Source organism: Bacillus sp. XT-2, assembly GCF_025696525.1.
In the GTDB taxonomy this organism is placed as follows: Bacteria; Bacillota; Bacilli; order Bacillales; family Bacillaceae; genus Bacillus; species Bacillus halotolerans.
The window spans coordinates 109,987-126,447 of record NZ_JAHVOC010000004.1 but is presented as its reverse complement, the minus strand read 5'-3'; the positions used below and the strand labels follow the sequence as shown (position 1 = coordinate 126,447).

The window sequence follows — 16,461 nt, the reverse complement described above, 5'->3', positions numbered from 1 at the left end:
AAAGCAGGTGGAAGTCGTGAAACGGCTGCTTGTGATGCTCTTGCCTGTGGTGCTTTTAATGGGCTGCGGGAAAAATGAGCGGATAGAACCCGATAAGGAGGTATCAGGCGGAATGGAGAATCAAGAGGTTGTTTTATCTGTTGACGCAATTCAGGAGCCTGAACAAATCAAGTTTAACATGTCACTGAAGAACCAAAGCGAACGCAGTGTGGAGTTTCAATTCAGCACGGGACAAAAATTTGAACTTGTCGTGTACGATTCAGAACACAAAGAAAGATACCGTTATTCGAAAGACAAAATGTTTACACAGGCTTTTCAAAACCTGACGCTTGAACCGGGAGAAACCTATGATTTCACTGATGAATGGAAGGAAGTACCGGAGCCGGGAACATACGAGGTGAAGGTGACGTTTAAGGGCAGAGCGGAGAATCTTAAGCAGGTCCAGGCTGTTCAGCAGTTTGAGGTCAAATAATAGGCTATGGCGAATCGCCATAGCCCTTTTTTTATTGCAATTTATCCAGTTGATCTTGAAATTGATGAAGCTGTTGACGTTCCGCATCTGTCGAATTGGCATACGCAGAAGACACAGCATTTTTGGCCCTCAGAATCGCTTGCTCCTGATCGCCTTCCTCAAAGCCGTTTGTCACCATGACAGCCTGTTGAACAAATGATTTCGCCTGCTGAAACAGTTCGTTTCTCATTTAATATTCATACTGCCTTTCAGCCGAGTCTCGTGCCGCGGCATGCTGGTGAGCTTCTTCTAAAGTAGACCGATATGGAAATCTTGCGGCGTGTTGCCCGATGGAGTCTTTACCCTGCTGAATAAACCTTTTGGATTTGCTTCGTTTACCCATTGTGAGACTGCCCCCTTCCATACTTTGACGAGATGAGTCGTCTCCCATAGTATGCTGGGGCGGGTAAAGGTTTATAAGTGGGAAAAATTAAAACACTCCGCTCTTTATATTGAGAAATATTCTTTCAAAAATTGGGCGACCCCATCTTCTTCATTGGAACCCGTCGTTTTGTCAGCGATCTGCTTGACTGCGTCAATTCCATTTCCCATGGCGACGCCGCATCCTGCAAATTCGAGCATTTCTAGGTCGTTATCTTCATCGCCAAAAGCGATGATCCGTTCTCGCGGCACGCCGTAGTAATCGCTGATTTTCTGCAAGCCAATCGCTTTGTTCATGCCGCTTTTAATAATCTCAATCACATGCCACGGGGCTGCCCATCTTCTGTGATCGATCACCTCGGCGTGCACATCTGTTAAATAAGCGCGTATGGAAGAAACATCTTCCTCTTTCGCATGGATGAGCACTGAGGTGACATCCTCACCGAGATTTTCGCGCAAATCGCCGACGGTGACATTTGTTGTGTTCATGTTAAAGGCATCAATCAGATGCTCATCATGATAATGGAAGTACACATCATCGATGACTTCAGCAAGTATATTATGTACGTTGTAGGTCTCACTGATATCCACAAGCTGTTTGACAACTTGAAGCGGCAGTGAGGTATGATACCGTCCCCAGCTGTCATCTTGCGGATGGTGGACAAACGCTCCATTGAAATTGACGATCGGCGTTGTCAGATTCATCTGCTCATAGTACATGGAACTTGAACGGTACGGCCGGCCGGTGGAGATGCAGACGTAATGTCCATCATTTTTTAGGCGCTGTATCGTTTGAAGGGTGTTTTCTGATATTGTTTTATCGTCCTTTAATAATGTTCCATCTAAATCTAATGCGATTACATAGGGTTTTGTCTCCATGAAAAGCTCCTTTAACCTAAGATTTTACGCGAGTTGCCTTAATGACAGTGTAGCTTTTTACCATCTTTATTGTCTACATGTTACACTTATGATTATGGTTATCCTAAGGAGGGGACATTGTGATTCAAATTGAAAATCAGACCGTTTCCGGCATTCCGTTTTTACATATTGTAAAAGAAGAGAACCGGCACCGTGCTGTTCCTCTTGTTTTCTTTATACATGGCTTTGCAAGCGCAAAGGAACACAACCTTCATATTGCTTATCTGCTTGCGGAGAAGGGCTTTAGAGCCGTTCTGCCGGAGGCTCTGCACCATGGTGAACGGGGAGAGCAAATGGCTGTTGAAAAGCTGGCCGGCCATTTCTGGGACATCGTGCTAAACGAGATTGAAGAGCTTGAAGTACTCAAGAACCATTTTGAGAAGGAAGGCCTGATAGAAGGCGGCCGTATCGGGCTTGCGGGTACATCAATGGGCGGCATTACAACGCTTGGCGCCTTAACGGTTTATGACTGGGTACAAGCCGGCGTCAGCCTGATGGGAAGCCCGAATTATGTCGAGCTGTTTCAGCAGCAGATCGACCACATCAAATCTCAGGGCATCGATATCGATGTGCCGGAGGAAAGGGTGCGGGAGCTCATGGAGCGCCTTAAAGTGCTGGATCTCAGCCTTCAGCCGGAGAAACTTCGCCAGCGCCCGCTTTTATTTTGGCATGGTGTTAAAGATCAAGTCGTGCCTTACGCGCCGACCCGGAAATTTTATGACACGATTAAATCTTATTACAGCGAGCAGCCGGAACATCTCCAGTTCATTGCGGATGAAAGAGCCGATCACAAAGTGCCGCGGGCCGCTGTGTTAAAAACCGTTGAATGGTTTGAAACGCATTTATAAAGCACAAAGGTGTAAACACAGGCCGGATTTACGTTATACTGTAGAAAAAAGGAGTGAGGGAACGTGGAAGAAGCATTAAAAGAAAACATTATGGGCGCCCTGGAACAGGTTGTCGACCCTGAGCTTGGCGTTGATATCGTAAACCTCGGGTTAGTATACGATGTTGATATGGATGAAGACGGCTTAACGCACGTCACAATGACACTGACGTCAATGGGATGCCCTTTAGCACCGATAATTGTGGATGAAGTGAAAAAAGCGCTTGCGGACATTCCGGAAGTGAAAGAGACGGAAGTTCACATTGTGTGGAATCCGCCGTGGACTCGGGACAAAATGTCAAGATATGCAAAAATCGCGCTTGGCATACAATAAAACAAAAGAGGACAGCCTTACTGTGAGGCTGTCCTTTTTACAGCTGAAAAGGAGTGAAGCAAAATGATGTACCTGCTTGCCGTTCTATGTCCGCCGCTTGCTGTTTTGTTTACGGGAAAGCCGTTTCAGGCCCTGCTCAATCTCATATTGACATGCATCTTTTGGCTGCCGGGCGCCATTCACGCTTGTTTTATCGTGGCTGACCGCCGCGCTGAAAAACGGGCAAGACGATAATCTGGAAAAAAGAGGACGCAAACATGGTATAATGGCCATAAAAAACAGCAGGGAGAGCGCCATGAAAAAGAAATTGCTTGCATTCGCGCTGTGCACCGGTGCGTATGCGGCCCTGTTTGCGTACTCTGTTCACTCAGAGCAAAAAAGCGGCTCCAGCGAGATGACCGATGTCAGCCGCTTGATGCCGGTGAAAATTAAGCAGACGGTGAAAGGGCAGGAAGAAAATAACCTCATTGACACAGTCAAAGAGGCCAATCGAAAAAACATAAAAATCTCAATAGCCGGAACCCAGCATTCGATGGGCGGCCATACATATTACGAGGACGGCATCGTTCTGGACATGACAGGCTACAACAAAATCCTCGCTTTCGATAAAGAGAAAAAAACCATCAGGGTCCAAAGCGGGGCGACGTGGAATGACATACAGAAATACGTAAATCCATACGGGCTTGCGGTAAAAGTCATGCAGTCACAAAATATTTTTACAATCGGAGGATCTCTCAGCGCCAATGCCCACGGGCGTGATATCCGCTATGGATCGCTGATTGATACAGTCAAATCATTCCGTCTTTTAAAAGCCGACGGCACAATTGTCACTGTCACTCCAAAAGATGACTTATTTTCAGCAGTCATCGGCGGGTACGGTCTTTTTGGCGTGATTCTCGATGCTGAGCTTGAATTAACGGATGACGAGCTGTACGTCATGCAGACGGAAAAAATGAACTACAGTACATACGCTGACTATTTTACAAAGCATGTCAAAGGCAATCCCGGTGTCCGTATGCACCTCGCTCGCATCTCAACAGCAGAAAAGGGATTTCTGAAAGACATGTATGTCACAAATTACGTATTATCAGACGAGCAGGATCAGCTGACATCTTACAGCGATCTCAAAGAGGATGAGCATACACAGGTGACGAAATTCGCGCTCGGCCTGTCAAGAAGGTACGGGTGGGGCAGAAACTGGCTGTGGAATACCCAGCAATCCTATTTTCTAAGCCAAAATGGAACAAAGATCTCACGCAATAACGTCATGCGGTCAGAATCAAAATTTCTCGAATACGAAAATAATGAAAATACAGACGTGCTGCAGGAATACTTTGTGCCGGTGAAGGAGTACGCTTCCTATATTGATGACCTGAGACAAACGCTGTCACACGAAGACCTGAATCTGCTTAATATCACGATCCGGTATGTGCAAAAAAACGAAAAAGCTGACCTGTCTTATGCGAAGGATGATATGTTTTCGCTCGTGCTTTTAATCAACGAGGGCTTTTCAAAAGAAGACCAGGCTGACGCTGCCAAGATCATCAGGCGCATGACAGACGTTGCGCTCAAACACGGAGGAAGCTATTATCTGCCGTATATGACATATCAGACAAAAGCGCAAATGAGACAGGCGTATCCGAAAAGCGAAGCGTTTTTTCAGAAAAAAAAGACGTATGATCCGGATGAGCGGTTTATGAATTACTTTTATCAGAGGTATAAATAATGGGGAAAAACAAATTAAAATGGCTGACACTTTCACAAAGTAGCGTGTTTTTCGCAAGCAGTTTAATCTTTCCGTTTTATATTCTGTTTGTGAAGAATATCGGCTCAAGCTACACGCAGTTCGGGTTTTCCTACGGATTATTCGGACTGAGCGGAGCGCTCATTTACCCGCTCCTCGGCCGGCTTTCTGAAAGGATCGACAGCCGCTATTATCTGCTTGCGAACTCATGGGGCATGGCGGTTCTGCTTTTGTATGTCCCGCATGTTAACAGCGTTCTTCAAGTGTACATCGTGCAAGTGCTGTTAGGTCTCTTTGGGGCGATGCAAAAACACGGAGAAAAAGTATTAATCGCCGACTTTACAGACACCGGGGAACGCGGAAAAAAGATTGGGAATTATCATTTTTGGACCGCTGTTTTTTCAGCATCTGCCATTATGCTCGGCGGTTTTCTCGCCGACTTTTTTACGGTGCAAATGATTTTTTATACAAGCTCTATTCTATATTTTCTGAGCGGATTGATGATGATGAAAACAGGCTGACACGGTCAGCCTGTTTTTTTATACAGCTGCAAATGGCGCCGTACCAACAACTTGAAGCGGTATCTGCCTGCTTTTTAAGAGCCGGTTTTTTTATTGAACAGAAAATTTATAAATGAATAAAAATATTAAATATACGATTGAATTAATTTTTATTCATGTTATAATGTTAAATAATTTCACAAAGACCAAGAAGGTGAATTCGTTTTGAAAATAGGAATTGTAGGCGCTACGGGTTATGGAGGCGCCGAACTTGTCAGGATTCTTACACATCATCCTCATACAGAAGAATGTATACTTTATTCATCCAGCGGGGAAGGAAATGTCTATAGTAATGCTTACCCTCATCTTACCGGCTTGGCTGAGCAGAGGCTGAAGCCCATTGATATGAATACAATCAAACAGGAAATCGATGTCATGTTTCTTGCTGCGCCCCCGGGAGTATCAAGTGAACTGACTCCGCAGCTTGCAGAGGCGGGAATTTCGGTTATTGATCTGTCAGGTGATCTGAGGATCCAAGAGCCTGCTGTATATGAAAAGTGGTATAAACGGACAGCGGCACCAAAAGAAACAATTCAAGAGGCAGTTTACGGTCTTTCGGAGCTGAATCAAAGGAACATTCAGCAGGCGAAGCTCATCGCCAATCCGGGGTGTTTCCCGACGGCTGTACTGCTAGGCCTCGCGCCTCTGGCTCAAAAAAAGCTGCTTGATGAATCGTTCGTTATCGTTGATGCGAAAACAGGTGTTTCCGGTGCGGGGAGGAAAGCATCCATGGGAACCCATTTTTCTGAGCTTAACGACAATTTTAAAATTTATAAAGTAAATGAACATCAGCACACCCCTGAGATTGAACAGACTTTAAAAGAATGGCAGCCAGAGTTGAAGGCTATTACATTTTCTGCTCACTTGGTTCCGATGACAAGGGGAATCATGGCGACAATGTATACGCAATTAACATCTGACCTATCTGCAGAAGATCTGCACGATTTATATTCGGAATTTTACCAAGATTCATATTTTGTGAGAGTGAGGCCAAAGGGTCATTACCCGCAAACGAAGGAAGTGTTCGGCAGCAATTTCTGCGATGTATCCGTTACCCTCGACGAAAGAACGAACAGGGTCACGATCGTATCGGTAATTGATAATCTGATGAAGGGTGCCGCTGGGCAGGCAGTACAAAATTTCAATATCATGAATGGCTGGAACGAAGAGACAGGTCTTACCATGACACCAATTTATCCATAGAACAGGAGAGAATCGAACCATGATTCAGTTGAGTGAAGATCAAATAGTGAAAGTAAAAGGCGATGTATCCTCGCCAAAAGGATTTCAGGCAAAGGGCGTGCATTGCGGGCTGCGCTACTCGAAAAAAGACCTTGGCGTCATCATCAGCGAGACACCGGCAGTGAGCGCGGCAGTTTATACGCAAAGCCACTTTCAGGCGGCTCCGATTAAAGTCACACAGGACAGCTTAAAGCATGGATCAGCTCTGAAAGCAGTCATTGTCAACAGCGCCATTGCCAATGCTTGTACAGGGGAACAGGGCTTAGAGGATGCATACAAAATGCGGGAGAGCCTCGCTTTACAGCTGGGCATTGAGCCGGAGCTTGTCGCCGTTTCTTCAACTGGTGTCATCGGCGAACATTTAAATATGGAAAACATTCAGACCGGCATCGAGCTTTTGAAAGAAACGCCTGCGGGATCTGGAGATTTCGAGGAAGCGATTTTAACGACAGATACCGTCATCAAGCAAACGTGCTATGAACTGACAATCGGCGGTCAAAAAGTCACCATCGGCGGAGCGGCTAAAGGCTCCGGAATGATTCACCCAAACATGGCAACGATGCTGGGGTTTGTGACAACAGACGCGGCAATCGAAGAAAAAACGCTGCAAAAAGCGCTCCGCGACATCACTGACGTCTCTTTTAATCAAATTACAGTTGACGGAGAAACCTCCACCAATGACATGGTATTGGTCATGGCAAATGGCTGCGCGGAAAATGAGTGCCTTACGGAAGATCATAAAGACTGGCCGCTCTTTAAAAAAGCGCTTCTTATGGCTTGCGAAGATTTGGCTAAGGAGATTGCCAGAGACGGAGAAGGCGCGACAAAACTAATCGAAGCCCAAGTAAAAGGGGCGAAAAACAATCTTGATGCAAACGTAATTGCCAAGAAAATTGTCGGGTCGAACCTCGTAAAAACCGCTGTATACGGAACAGACGCGAACTGGGGGCGCATTATCGGGGCTATCGGGCACAGCGCGGCTCAGGTGAAGGCTGAAGAAGTAGAGGTTTATCTCGGGGGCCAATGCCTGTTTAAAAACAACGAGCCTCAGCCATTCTCTGAATCTCTCGCGAAAGAATATCTTGAAGGAGACGAGATTGCCATTGTCATCAAGATGCATGAAGGAGACGGGAACGGAAGAGCATGGGGCTGTGATCTGACCTATGATTATATCAAAATTAATGCGAGCTATCGCACGTAATAAAGGGGAGCACAATGAAGAAAACAATCGTTTTTAAATGCGGGGGAAGTGTCATCCGTGAGCTGTCGGAAGAATTTTTTCAAAACCTGAAAGAATTGATGGAGTCAGGATGGAAATTGGCAATCGTGCACGGCGGCGGACCGGAAATCACACATATGCTGAAACGGTTAAACATCAAAACAGAATTTGCAGGCGGACAGCGGAAAACAACCAAACCGGTATTGGAAGTCGCTGAAATGGTACTGTCCGGCTCAGTGAATAAATTTTTCGTTGCCGAGCTTGCAAAACACGGGCTCCGGGCTGCGGGAGTGTCCGGCAAGGATGGAGGCCTTCTCGAAGCAGACTATCTTGATCCGGACACATACGGGGAAGTCGGAGAAATTAAAAAGGTTAATGCCTCTATGGTAAACGCGCTGATGGATGAAGGCATTATCCCGGTAATCGCGCCCCTGTCCTTGACGAGCGATTACAAAACACTGAATGTTAATGCTGATCTTGCTGCTTCGGCAGTCGCCGGGGCGCTGAAAGCCGATAAGCTGATGTTCGTCACAGACGTGGAAGGAATTATGAAGGAAAAACAGCGTCTCGACATCCTGACCCCTGAGGAAATTCAGACTCTCATTAAACAGGAAGTGATCACAGGCGGGATGATACCAAAGGTCAATTCAGCCTTGTCAGCATTATCGGACCAGGTATCAGAAGTGATGATCGTAAATGGAAAAGGATCGTTTTTCTCAAATCAAACATTTCAAGGAACAAAAATCGTCAAAGCAAAGGAGGCTGTTTCATGAGCAGCTTGTTTCAAACCTACGGACGGTGGAACATTGAGATAAAGAAAGCGAAGGGAACTTGCGTTGAGGATCAAAACGGCAAAACATACCTCGATTTCATTCAAGGGATTGCGGTTTCCAACCTAGGTCACTGCCATCAAGCGGTCACAGAAGCGGTCAAAAAACAGCTCGACAGCGTATGGCACGTATCCAATCTGTTTGAAAACAGTCTTCAGGAGCAAGCGGCACAGCAGTTAGCAGCAAACAGTGCCGGAGATCTCGTTTTTTTCTGCAACAGCGGAGCGGAAGCGAATGAAGGCGCGATTAAGCTGGCGCGAAAAGCAACTGGAAAAACGAAAATCATCACATTTCTTCAATCATTCCACGGCCGCACTTATGCAGGGATGGCAGCTACCGGACAGGATAAAATCAAAACAGGCTTCGGCCCGATGCTGGAAGGCTTTCACTACCTCCCGTACAATGATCCTGACGCTTTTGATGCTCTTGGGGAGGAAGACGGCATAGCCGCGGTAATGCTTGAGACCGTACAGGGAGAAGGCGGAGTCAATCCGGCCAGTGCAGAATTTTTAACAGCCGTACAGTCGTTTTGCAAGGAAAAGCAGGCGCTTCTGATCGTAGATGAAATTCAGACCGGTATTGGACGGACAGGAAAAGGCTTCGCATACGAACACTTCGGCCTCTCACCTGATATCATCACAGCTGCAAAAGGATTAGGGAACGGTTTTCCAGTCGGTGCGGTAATCGGCAAGAAAGAGCTGGGAGCAGCGTTTACTCCTGGATCTCACGGAACGACTTTCGGAGGGAATATGCTGGCGATGGCCGCCGTCAATGCAACATTGCAGGTTGTATTCCAGCCTGAATTTCTGCAAGAGGCTGCTGATAAGGGTGCGTTTTTGAAAGAACAGCTGGAGGCTGAACTGAAGAGTCCTTTTGTGAGGCAAATCCGCGGCAAAGGATTAATGCTTGGAATTGAGTGTGATGGGCCGGTTGCAGACATCATTGCTGAATTGCAGACATTAGGCTTGCTCGTACTGCCGGCCGGACCGAACGTGATTCGTCTGCTGCCGCCGCTCACCGTGACAAAGGATGAAATAACAGAAGCCGTCAGTAAGCTGAAACAAGCGATTGCTCAGCATACCGCTGTTAATTTGTAATTTTTTTTCGATATGAAAGCATAAAAATTCATTTTTATAATTAATTATTCATCAAGAGGTGGGCTTTTAGATGGAAGGTTATTTAGTATTAGAAGATGGAACAGTGTTCAGCGGAGAACTGGACGGACATGAAAACTGCACGGGCGAAGCTGTGTTTTTCACAGGAATGACGGGCTATCAGGAAGTGCTGACAGACCCGTCATACAAAGGACAGATTATCGTATTTACGTACCCGCTGATCGGCAACTACGGCATTAATGAAAACGACTTTGAAAGCAAAAAACCGCAAGTGAAAGCAGCGGTTGTTTACGAGGCGTGCGATCATTTTTCTCATCATGAAGCGGTATACAGTCTTAAGGAATATCTGAAAAAATGGAACATCCCGCTCTTGTCCCATGTCGATACGAGGGCTGTCGTCAAAAAAATCCGCGCGAACGGAACGATGGGGGCGTCTGTCACTGCCTCTAAAGAAGCGGCTGAGATTGCCCTGCAGCCTGAGAACGTCGCAGAACAGGCGTCCGCACAGGACATCAGCACAATCGGCGAAGGGAATAAACATATCGCTCTCATTGACTTTGGCTATAAAAAATCAATTGCATCATCACTCGTGAAACGAGGCTGCAAGGTCACAGTTATACCGTATCAGCAAATGGAATCGGTTTACGGCATAAAGCCCGACGGTGTCGTGTTATCCAACGGACCCGGAGATCCGAAAGCCATTACACCGTATATGGAACAAATCAAAAACATTGTCAGCCGCTTTCCGACACTCGGCATATGTCTCGGCCACCAGCTGATTGCGCTCGCTTTCGGCGGAAATACGTTTAAGCTGCCGTTCGGACACAGGGGCGCAAACCATCCGGTCATCGACCGTGAAACGAAGCGGGTGTTCATGACCAGCCAAAATCACAGCTATGTGGTTGATGAAAAATCGATTAATCAAGAAGAGCTGACGATCAGATTCCACCATGTCAATGACACGTCAGTTGAAGGGCTTTCCCATAAAAAGCTGCCTGTCATGAGTGTGCAATTCCACCCGGAAGCCCATCCCGGGCCGGCGGAAAGCGAATGGATTTTTGATGATTATTTAAAGAATGTGATACCAGCAAGGAGAGAAATCGCCCATGCCTAAAGACACCAGTATTTCAAGCATATTAGTAATCGGCTCAGGCCCGATCATCATCGGCCAGGCGGCAGAATTTGATTATTCAGGCACTCAAGGTTGCATCGCGCTCAAGGAAGAAGGCTATCGGGTTATTCTCGTCAACAACAACCCAGCAACAATTATGACCGATGAAGCTTTCGCGGATGACATTTATTTTGAACCGCTGACGGTAGAAAGCCTGACAGACATTATTAAGAAAGAAAAGCCCGACGGACTTCTGGCCAATTTAGGCGGGCAGACTGCACTGAATCTTGCGGTTGAACTTGAAGAAGCGGGTATTTTAAAGGCGCACGGCGTCAAACTTCTGGGTACATCCGTTGATACAATACAAAAAGGAGAGGACCGGGAAAAATTTCGTTCTTTAATGAACGAGCTGAATCAGCCAGTTCCAGAAAGCGAAATTGTCGATAACGAAACAGATGCCCTTCGTTTTGCGGAATCCATCGGCTTTCCTGTCATTATCCGGCCTGCTTACACGTTAGGCGGAAAAGGCGGGGGCATCGCGCCCACGAAAGAAGCATTTGCCGCCATGATCAGGCAAGCGCTCCTGGCTAGCCCGATCAATCAATGCCTGGTAGAAAAGAGCATTGCCGGCTTTAAAGAAATTGAATATGAAGTGATGCGCGACAGCAACAACACATGCATTACCGTCTGTAATATGGAAAACATCGATCCGGTCGGTGTGCATACAGGCGATTCGATCGTAGTGGCGCCTTCACAAACATTAACTGATGAAGACTATCAAATGCTCCGGACGGCAAGTCTGACGATCATTTCGGCACTTGATGTCGTAGGCGGCTGCAACATTCAGTTTGCGCTTGATCCGTTCAGCAAGCAATACTACGTCATTGAAGTGAATCCGCGTGTGAGCCGTTCATCTGCTCTCGCGTCAAAAGCAACAGGTTATCCCATTGCGAAAATGGCTGCGAAATTGGCGGTCGGATACACGCTTGACGAATTAAAAAACCCGCTTACAGGCTCCACTTATGCGAGCTTCGAACCGGCATTGGACTATGTCATCGTCAAGTTTCCGCGCTGGCCGTTTGATAAATTCAAAAACGCGGACCGCAAGCTCGGCACAAAAATGAAAGCCACCGGAGAAGTGATGGCGATTGAACGTAATGTAGAAGCGGCGCTCCAAAAGGCGGCAGCCTCCCTTGAGCTGAAAAACGTCGGCACGCATCTGCCGGAGCTCGGCGGCTTATCAATTGAAGCGCTCTGGGAGCTGGCAATCACACCTGACGATCGAAGATTTTTCGTTGTGATGGAGCTGTTAAGCCGAAGCATATCAATAGAAGAAATCCATGCAAAAACAAAAATCGACCCGTTTTTCCTTCACACCTTTAACAATATCATCAAGCTGGAAAATCAGATCATGGAAGCGGGGAGCGACCTTTCTTTTGATTTATTGAAAAAGGCAAAGGAAAAAGGGTTTTCAGACGCAACGATTGCCTCGCTTATCGGCAAGACAGAGGCAGAGGTGCGCGCTCTTCGCAAAGAGAAGGGGATTACGCCTTCCTTCAAAATTGTTGATACTTGCGCAGCTGAGTTTGATGCGAAAACCAACTATTTTTACTCCACGTATTTCGGAGAAACCGATGGAGACATCAGCCGCAAAGAGAAAAAGCGCGCGCTGATTATCGGCTCAGGACCGATTCGCATCGGGCAGGGCGTTGAATTCGATTACAGTGCTGTTCATGGGGTGTTAACGCTGCAAAAGCTTGGATTCGAAACGATTATGATTAATAACAACCCGGAAACCGTGAGCACAGATTATGAAATTGCGGACCGCCTGTATTTTGAACCGCTGACAACGGAGCACATATTAAACGTGGCGGAGCAGGAAAACATTGACTTTGCGATCGTGCAGTTCGGCGGCCAAACCGCGATCAATGCTGCTGAAGCGCTCGAAAAAGCCGGAATCACGCTTCTCGGCACATCGTTTGAAACGCTTGACGTGTTAGAGGATCGCGATCAATTTTATCAGCTTCTTGATGAACTCGGATTGCAGCACGCTAAAGGAGAAATTGCTTATACAAAAGAAGAGGCTGCAGAGAAAGCAGACGGCATCGGCTATCCGGTATTAATCCGTCCTTCTTATGTCATTGGCGGAATGGGCATGATCATCGTTGAATCGGAAGCTGCGCTTTCTCAGCTGCTGGACGGAGAAGACAGCATGCCGTACCCCATTTTAATTGATCAGTACGTGTCAGGAAAAGAAGTCGAAATTGATCTGATTTCCGATGGTGAAGAAGTCTTTATCCCGACATATACCGAACATATTGAGCGGGCGGGCGTCCACTCAGGAGACAGCTTCGCCATTCTCCCGGGGCCTTCCGTCACAAACAAGCTGCAGCAGGGAATAAAAGATGCTGCTCAAAAAATTGCCCAAAAGCTTTCATTTAAAGGTATTATGAACATCCAATTTGTGATCGATAACGAAACCATTCTCGTCCTTGAAGTGAACCCGAGAGCGAGCCGTACAGTTCCGGTCGTCAGCAAAGTCATGGGCGTCCCGATGATTCCGCTCGCCACAAGGCTGCTGGCGGGGGCATCTCTAAAAGATGTAAACCCGGCAGTTCAAAATCACCACGGCGTTGCTGTAAAGTTCCCGGTCTTTTCCTCACATGCGATTCAAGATATAGATGTCAAGCTTGGACCGGAGATGAAATCGACAGGAGAAGGCATGTGTGTTGCATACGACGCCGACAGCGCCTTGAAAAAAATCTACACGCGTGTTTGGAATCAAAAAGGAAGCATTTATTTGCAAAACGGACCGGAAGATTTGAAGACATTAGCGGAAAACGCCGGCTTTACGGTTCATGAAGGCACATTCGCCTCATGGATGGAACAGGATGAAAAAGCGCTCCATATCCATTTGAATGGCTCTGAAGAAGCACGCAAAGAGCGTTTGGAAGCCATGACACACGGCATTACCGTCTTTACTGAAGAGGAAACCGTACGGGCGTTTTTGCAAAGCGGATCAGGCAGTCCGCACCCTGTTTCCCTCAGAGATCTTTATAAAAAGGAAGTGGCATCATGCACACAGTGAATATGGGAGAAATGCAAACCAATCTATTCGGAAAAGACCTATTAACGCTAAAAGATCTCAGTGAACAGGATATCAGCGCGTTGCTTGCTGAAGCCAGTGAACTGAAACAAAACAAGATTCAGCCTATTTTTCAAGGCAAAACCCTTGCGATGATTTTTGAAAAATCATCCACACGGACACGTGTTTCATTTGAGGCCGGCATGGCGCAGCTTGGCGGAAATGCCCTCTTTTTAAGCCAGAAAGATCTGCAGCTGGGCCGCGGTGAAACTGTGGCTGACACGGCAAAAGTGCTCTCGGGCTATGTAGATGCAATCATGATCCGGACCTTCGAGCATGAAAAGGTGGAGGAGCTTGCTGAACACGCTGATATTCCGGTCATCAACGGGCTTACTGATAAATATCATCCTTGCCAGGCGCTGGCGGACCTATTGACGATCAAGGAAATCAAAGGCGATCTCAAAGGTGTGAAAGTCGCATATATCGGTGACGGAAATAATGTGGCGCACTCCCTGATGATCGGCTGCGCAAAAATGGGCTGTGATATCTCGATTGCTTCGCCTAAGGGATACGAAGTGTTAGACGAAGCGGCGGAAGCAGCCAAAGCATTTGCCCTTCAATCCGGTGCTTCCATTACACTTACAGCTGATCCGATTGAAGCCGTAAAAAATGCGGACGTCATTTATTCAGATGTATTCACAAGCATGGGACAGGAAGCGGAAGAACAAGAGCGTCTCGCAGTCTTCGCGCCTTACCAGGTGAATGCATCGCTTGTCAGCCATGCTAAACCTGACTATACATTTTTGCACTGTCTTCCTGCACACCGTGAAGAAGAAGTGACGGCAGAGATTATTGACGGTCCGAATTCCGCTGTATTCCAGCAGGCCGAAAACCGTCTCCATGTGCAAAAAGCGCTGTTAAAGGCGATCCTTTACAAAGGGGAATAACCGAAAAAACTGCTGAGCCGGGTCTCAGCAGTTTTTTTATGGAAACATATTCACACCCGCTTAGGCGCATACTACACGAAAAAGGAAAAGGAGGAAAAACAGTGGGACAGCAGCATCAATTCCGGCCCGGGCAGAAAGCGCCCAACAACGGCATCTACGTAGAAATCGGCGAGACGGGGAGTATGGTCAAAAACCCGCAAAAGGTCCATCTGTCAGCAGGAGATATGTTTCCTGAAACATCTAATCACAACCGCCTGTGGACGTATAAAAGAAAACCGTGATCACGAAAAAACCCAAAACAATACATGTTTTGGGTTTTTGGCTTATTAATGCTGGCTGGCATTGTTGTTCATAGGCATGATTGCTGCTAGCGCCATGATCAGCACATATAAAACGACAGCAATTACGGATGATGTTGTGAAGTTATACGCTACACTGTTCATGCTGGCAATCAAATAGCATGCCATATGCGATAAAAGGAACGTCCAAATAAAAGCAATAATAAATCGCACGTTTCCACCTCGTCCTTCTCATTCTATTCTAGAAGTTATCATACCATACATAAAGCGAAGGGGGAATCTAATTTTAGAAGAAAGTGAGGTGACAAAAGAGTCTGATTCGTCACATTTTTAATGGTAAAATATAAAAAATAAATATCGTCAATTGGTATAATAGCCAAAAGATAGAAAGGCTAGGACTTTACCTTATTCGTTTCTTTTCTTTTTACATAAGATAGCGTGAGATGACGTGTGAAAGGAGGCGGGCAAGCGATGGGAATAACGGAAAGGTATTTTCAATTGGGAACGGAGCATAACGTGATTCATCTGCCCTATCGTCCGAACGGCTTTGGCATCTTTGTCCTCGGGGACAGAACCCACTTTGTCGGTAATGATTCAAGTTTTTGGCTTCAGCATTATGGCAGAAATCAGCTTTTAAATATGCTGAGGGACGAAGGCTATACCATTTTTAACAGCAATCTGTTCGGAAGGCACTGGGGCGCGGAAAAAGCGGTCACCTATGCCAAACAGCTGATACATTTCGTGTTGAAGCAGGAAATACTCAATCCGAAGATTCATATTTTAGCAGAAGGGATGGGCGCTCTCGTGGCCGATGAACTGCTTCGTTTTTCCCCGGATCATATCCGATCAGCCGCGATGTTGAATCCTTGTCTCGATCTTCAGGCACATTATGAATCAGAAAAAGAAAATAAATTTTTCTATAAACAATTTTTGAAAGAGGTATCGGAAAGCTACGAAATCTCCGAAAAAGAAGCGGCTTCACTCCGTTATAAAACAATCGAAAGCTATCCGAGCAGCGTACCGGTTCATATATGGCAGCGGATGACCGGAGCGCCGTATCCGTACAGCCTGCATGCGGAAGTATTTAAGGAAAAGCAGCAGCAAAACCAAGGCTGTCCGGTTGACATAACATTTCATTTATTTGAGCACCCAAGCAGGATCTATGCATCAATCTGCAAATTCTTTCACAGGCATGAAAAAGAGTTATAAAGAATACAATAACAATAGCCTTCTCTTTTGCGGAGGCTGTTTTGCTTTGGATAAATGAAAAACCGGAAGG

General features: G+C 46.4%; 18 protein-coding genes and 1 pseudogene. 15 read left to right on the top strand and 4 right to left on the bottom strand.

All coding sequences use genetic code 11. The features are described 5' to 3' along the window. The first annotated feature begins 16 nt into the window (after positions 1-16). Positions 17-472 (top strand): BsuPI-related putative proteinase inhibitor, encoded by a 456-nt coding sequence (locus KXD37_RS12645; RefSeq protein ID WP_309241987.1) that lies wholly within the window; start codon positions 17-19, stop codon positions 470-472. Positions 473-503: 31 nt separating this feature from the next. Here KXD37_RS12645 and KXD37_RS12640 read toward each other — a convergent pair whose 3' ends face one another. The 3 genes from KXD37_RS12640 to KXD37_RS12630 form a co-directional block, all read right to left on the bottom strand. After that, positions 504-701: a DUF3813 domain-containing protein gene (locus KXD37_RS12640; protein WP_003224518.1), complete on the bottom strand. Its 198-nt coding sequence runs from the start codon at positions 699-701 to the stop codon at positions 504-506. Next, entirely contained in the window at positions 702-854 is a 153-nt protein-coding gene (locus KXD37_RS12635) for a hypothetical protein (protein ID WP_024120890.1), read from the bottom strand. Between the two features lie 104 nt (positions 855-958). Further along, positions 959-1,771, bottom strand: a complete 813-nt coding sequence (locus KXD37_RS12630; protein WP_024120891.1) for a Cof-type HAD-IIB family hydrolase — start codon at positions 1,769-1,771, stop codon at positions 959-961. A 119-nt stretch (positions 1,772-1,890) separates the two neighbouring features. Between KXD37_RS12630 and KXD37_RS12625 the strand changes: the two genes are divergently transcribed. From KXD37_RS12625 to KXD37_RS12565, 13 genes and pseudogenes are all read left to right on the top strand, one after another. Further along, entirely contained in the window at positions 1,891-2,658 is a 768-nt protein-coding gene (locus tag KXD37_RS12625; protein WP_024120892.1) for a prolyl oligopeptidase family serine peptidase, read from the top strand. A 63-nt stretch (positions 2,659-2,721) separates the two neighbouring features. Further along, a complete protein-coding gene (locus KXD37_RS12620) occupies positions 2,722-3,030 on the top strand; it encodes a metal-sulfur cluster assembly factor (RefSeq protein WP_003224525.1) in 309 nt (102 codons plus the stop codon). Positions 3,031-3,093: 63 nt separating this feature from the next. Beyond that, positions 3,094-3,264: a YqaE/Pmp3 family membrane protein gene (locus KXD37_RS12615; protein WP_003224527.1), complete on the top strand. Its 171-nt coding sequence runs from the start codon at positions 3,094-3,096 to the stop codon at positions 3,262-3,264. A gap of 61 nt (positions 3,265-3,325) precedes the next feature. Further along, entirely contained in the window at positions 3,326-4,756 is a 1,431-nt protein-coding gene (locus KXD37_RS12610; protein ID WP_106020555.1) for an FAD-dependent oxidoreductase, read from the top strand. Next, the gene (locus tag KXD37_RS12605; RefSeq protein WP_255004016.1) at positions 4,756-5,295 is read left to right on the top strand and encodes an MFS transporter; all 540 of its coding nucleotides are present in this window, start codon (positions 4,756-4,758) and stop codon (positions 5,293-5,295) included. Before KXD37_RS12610 ends, KXD37_RS12605 begins: the two co-directional genes overlap by 1 nt. Before the next feature lie 204 nt (positions 5,296-5,499). After that, on the top strand, positions 5,500-6,537 hold the full coding sequence (gene argC / locus KXD37_RS12600) for an N-acetyl-gamma-glutamyl-phosphate reductase (RefSeq protein WP_106020554.1): 1,038 nt from the start codon (positions 5,500-5,502) through the stop codon (positions 6,535-6,537). A 19-nt stretch (positions 6,538-6,556) separates the two neighbouring features. Then, positions 6,557-7,777, top strand: a complete 1,221-nt coding sequence (gene argJ / locus KXD37_RS12595; protein WP_106020553.1) for a bifunctional ornithine acetyltransferase/N-acetylglutamate synthase — start codon at positions 6,557-6,559, stop codon at positions 7,775-7,777. 14 nt (positions 7,778-7,791) lie between these two features. Continuing rightward, positions 7,792-8,568: an acetylglutamate kinase gene (gene argB, locus KXD37_RS12590; protein ID WP_024120896.1), complete on the top strand. Its 777-nt coding sequence runs from the start codon at positions 7,792-7,794 to the stop codon at positions 8,566-8,568. Beyond that, positions 8,565-9,722, top strand: a complete 1,158-nt coding sequence (locus KXD37_RS12585) for an acetylornithine transaminase (RefSeq protein WP_263463600.1) — start codon at positions 8,565-8,567, stop codon at positions 9,720-9,722. Before argB ends, KXD37_RS12585 begins: the two co-directional genes overlap by 4 nt. A gap of 70 nt (positions 9,723-9,792) precedes the next feature. Then, positions 9,793-10,854, top strand: coding sequence for a carbamoyl phosphate synthase small subunit (locus KXD37_RS12580; RefSeq protein ID WP_044156409.1), 1,062 nt, complete (start codon positions 9,793-9,795; stop codon positions 10,852-10,854). After that, positions 10,847-13,939, top strand: coding sequence for a carbamoyl phosphate synthase large subunit (locus tag KXD37_RS12575; protein ID WP_106020551.1), 3,093 nt, complete (start codon positions 10,847-10,849; stop codon positions 13,937-13,939). Before KXD37_RS12580 ends, KXD37_RS12575 begins: the two co-directional genes overlap by 8 nt. Positions 13,940-13,941: 2 nt before the next feature. Then, a pseudogene (argF, locus tag KXD37_RS12570) lies at positions 13,942-14,899 on the top strand (ornithine carbamoyltransferase). Positions 14,900-14,984: 85 nt separating this feature from the next. After that, positions 14,985-15,164, top strand: a complete 180-nt coding sequence (locus tag KXD37_RS12565) for a YjzC family protein (RefSeq protein ID WP_003239319.1) — start codon at positions 14,985-14,987, stop codon at positions 15,162-15,164. A 45-nt stretch (positions 15,165-15,209) separates the two neighbouring features. Here KXD37_RS12565 and KXD37_RS12560 read toward each other — a convergent pair whose 3' ends face one another. Beyond that, positions 15,210-15,395, bottom strand: coding sequence for a YjzD family protein (locus tag KXD37_RS12560; RefSeq protein WP_010333727.1), 186 nt, complete (start codon positions 15,393-15,395; stop codon positions 15,210-15,212). 258 nt (positions 15,396-15,653) lie between these two features. Here KXD37_RS12560 and KXD37_RS12555 point away from each other — a divergent pair, with 258 nt between their 5' ends. Beyond that, a complete protein-coding gene (locus KXD37_RS12555) occupies positions 15,654-16,391 on the top strand; it encodes a hypothetical protein (protein ID WP_024120901.1) in 738 nt (245 codons plus the stop codon). The last annotated feature ends 70 nt before the right edge of the window (positions 16,392-16,461 follow it).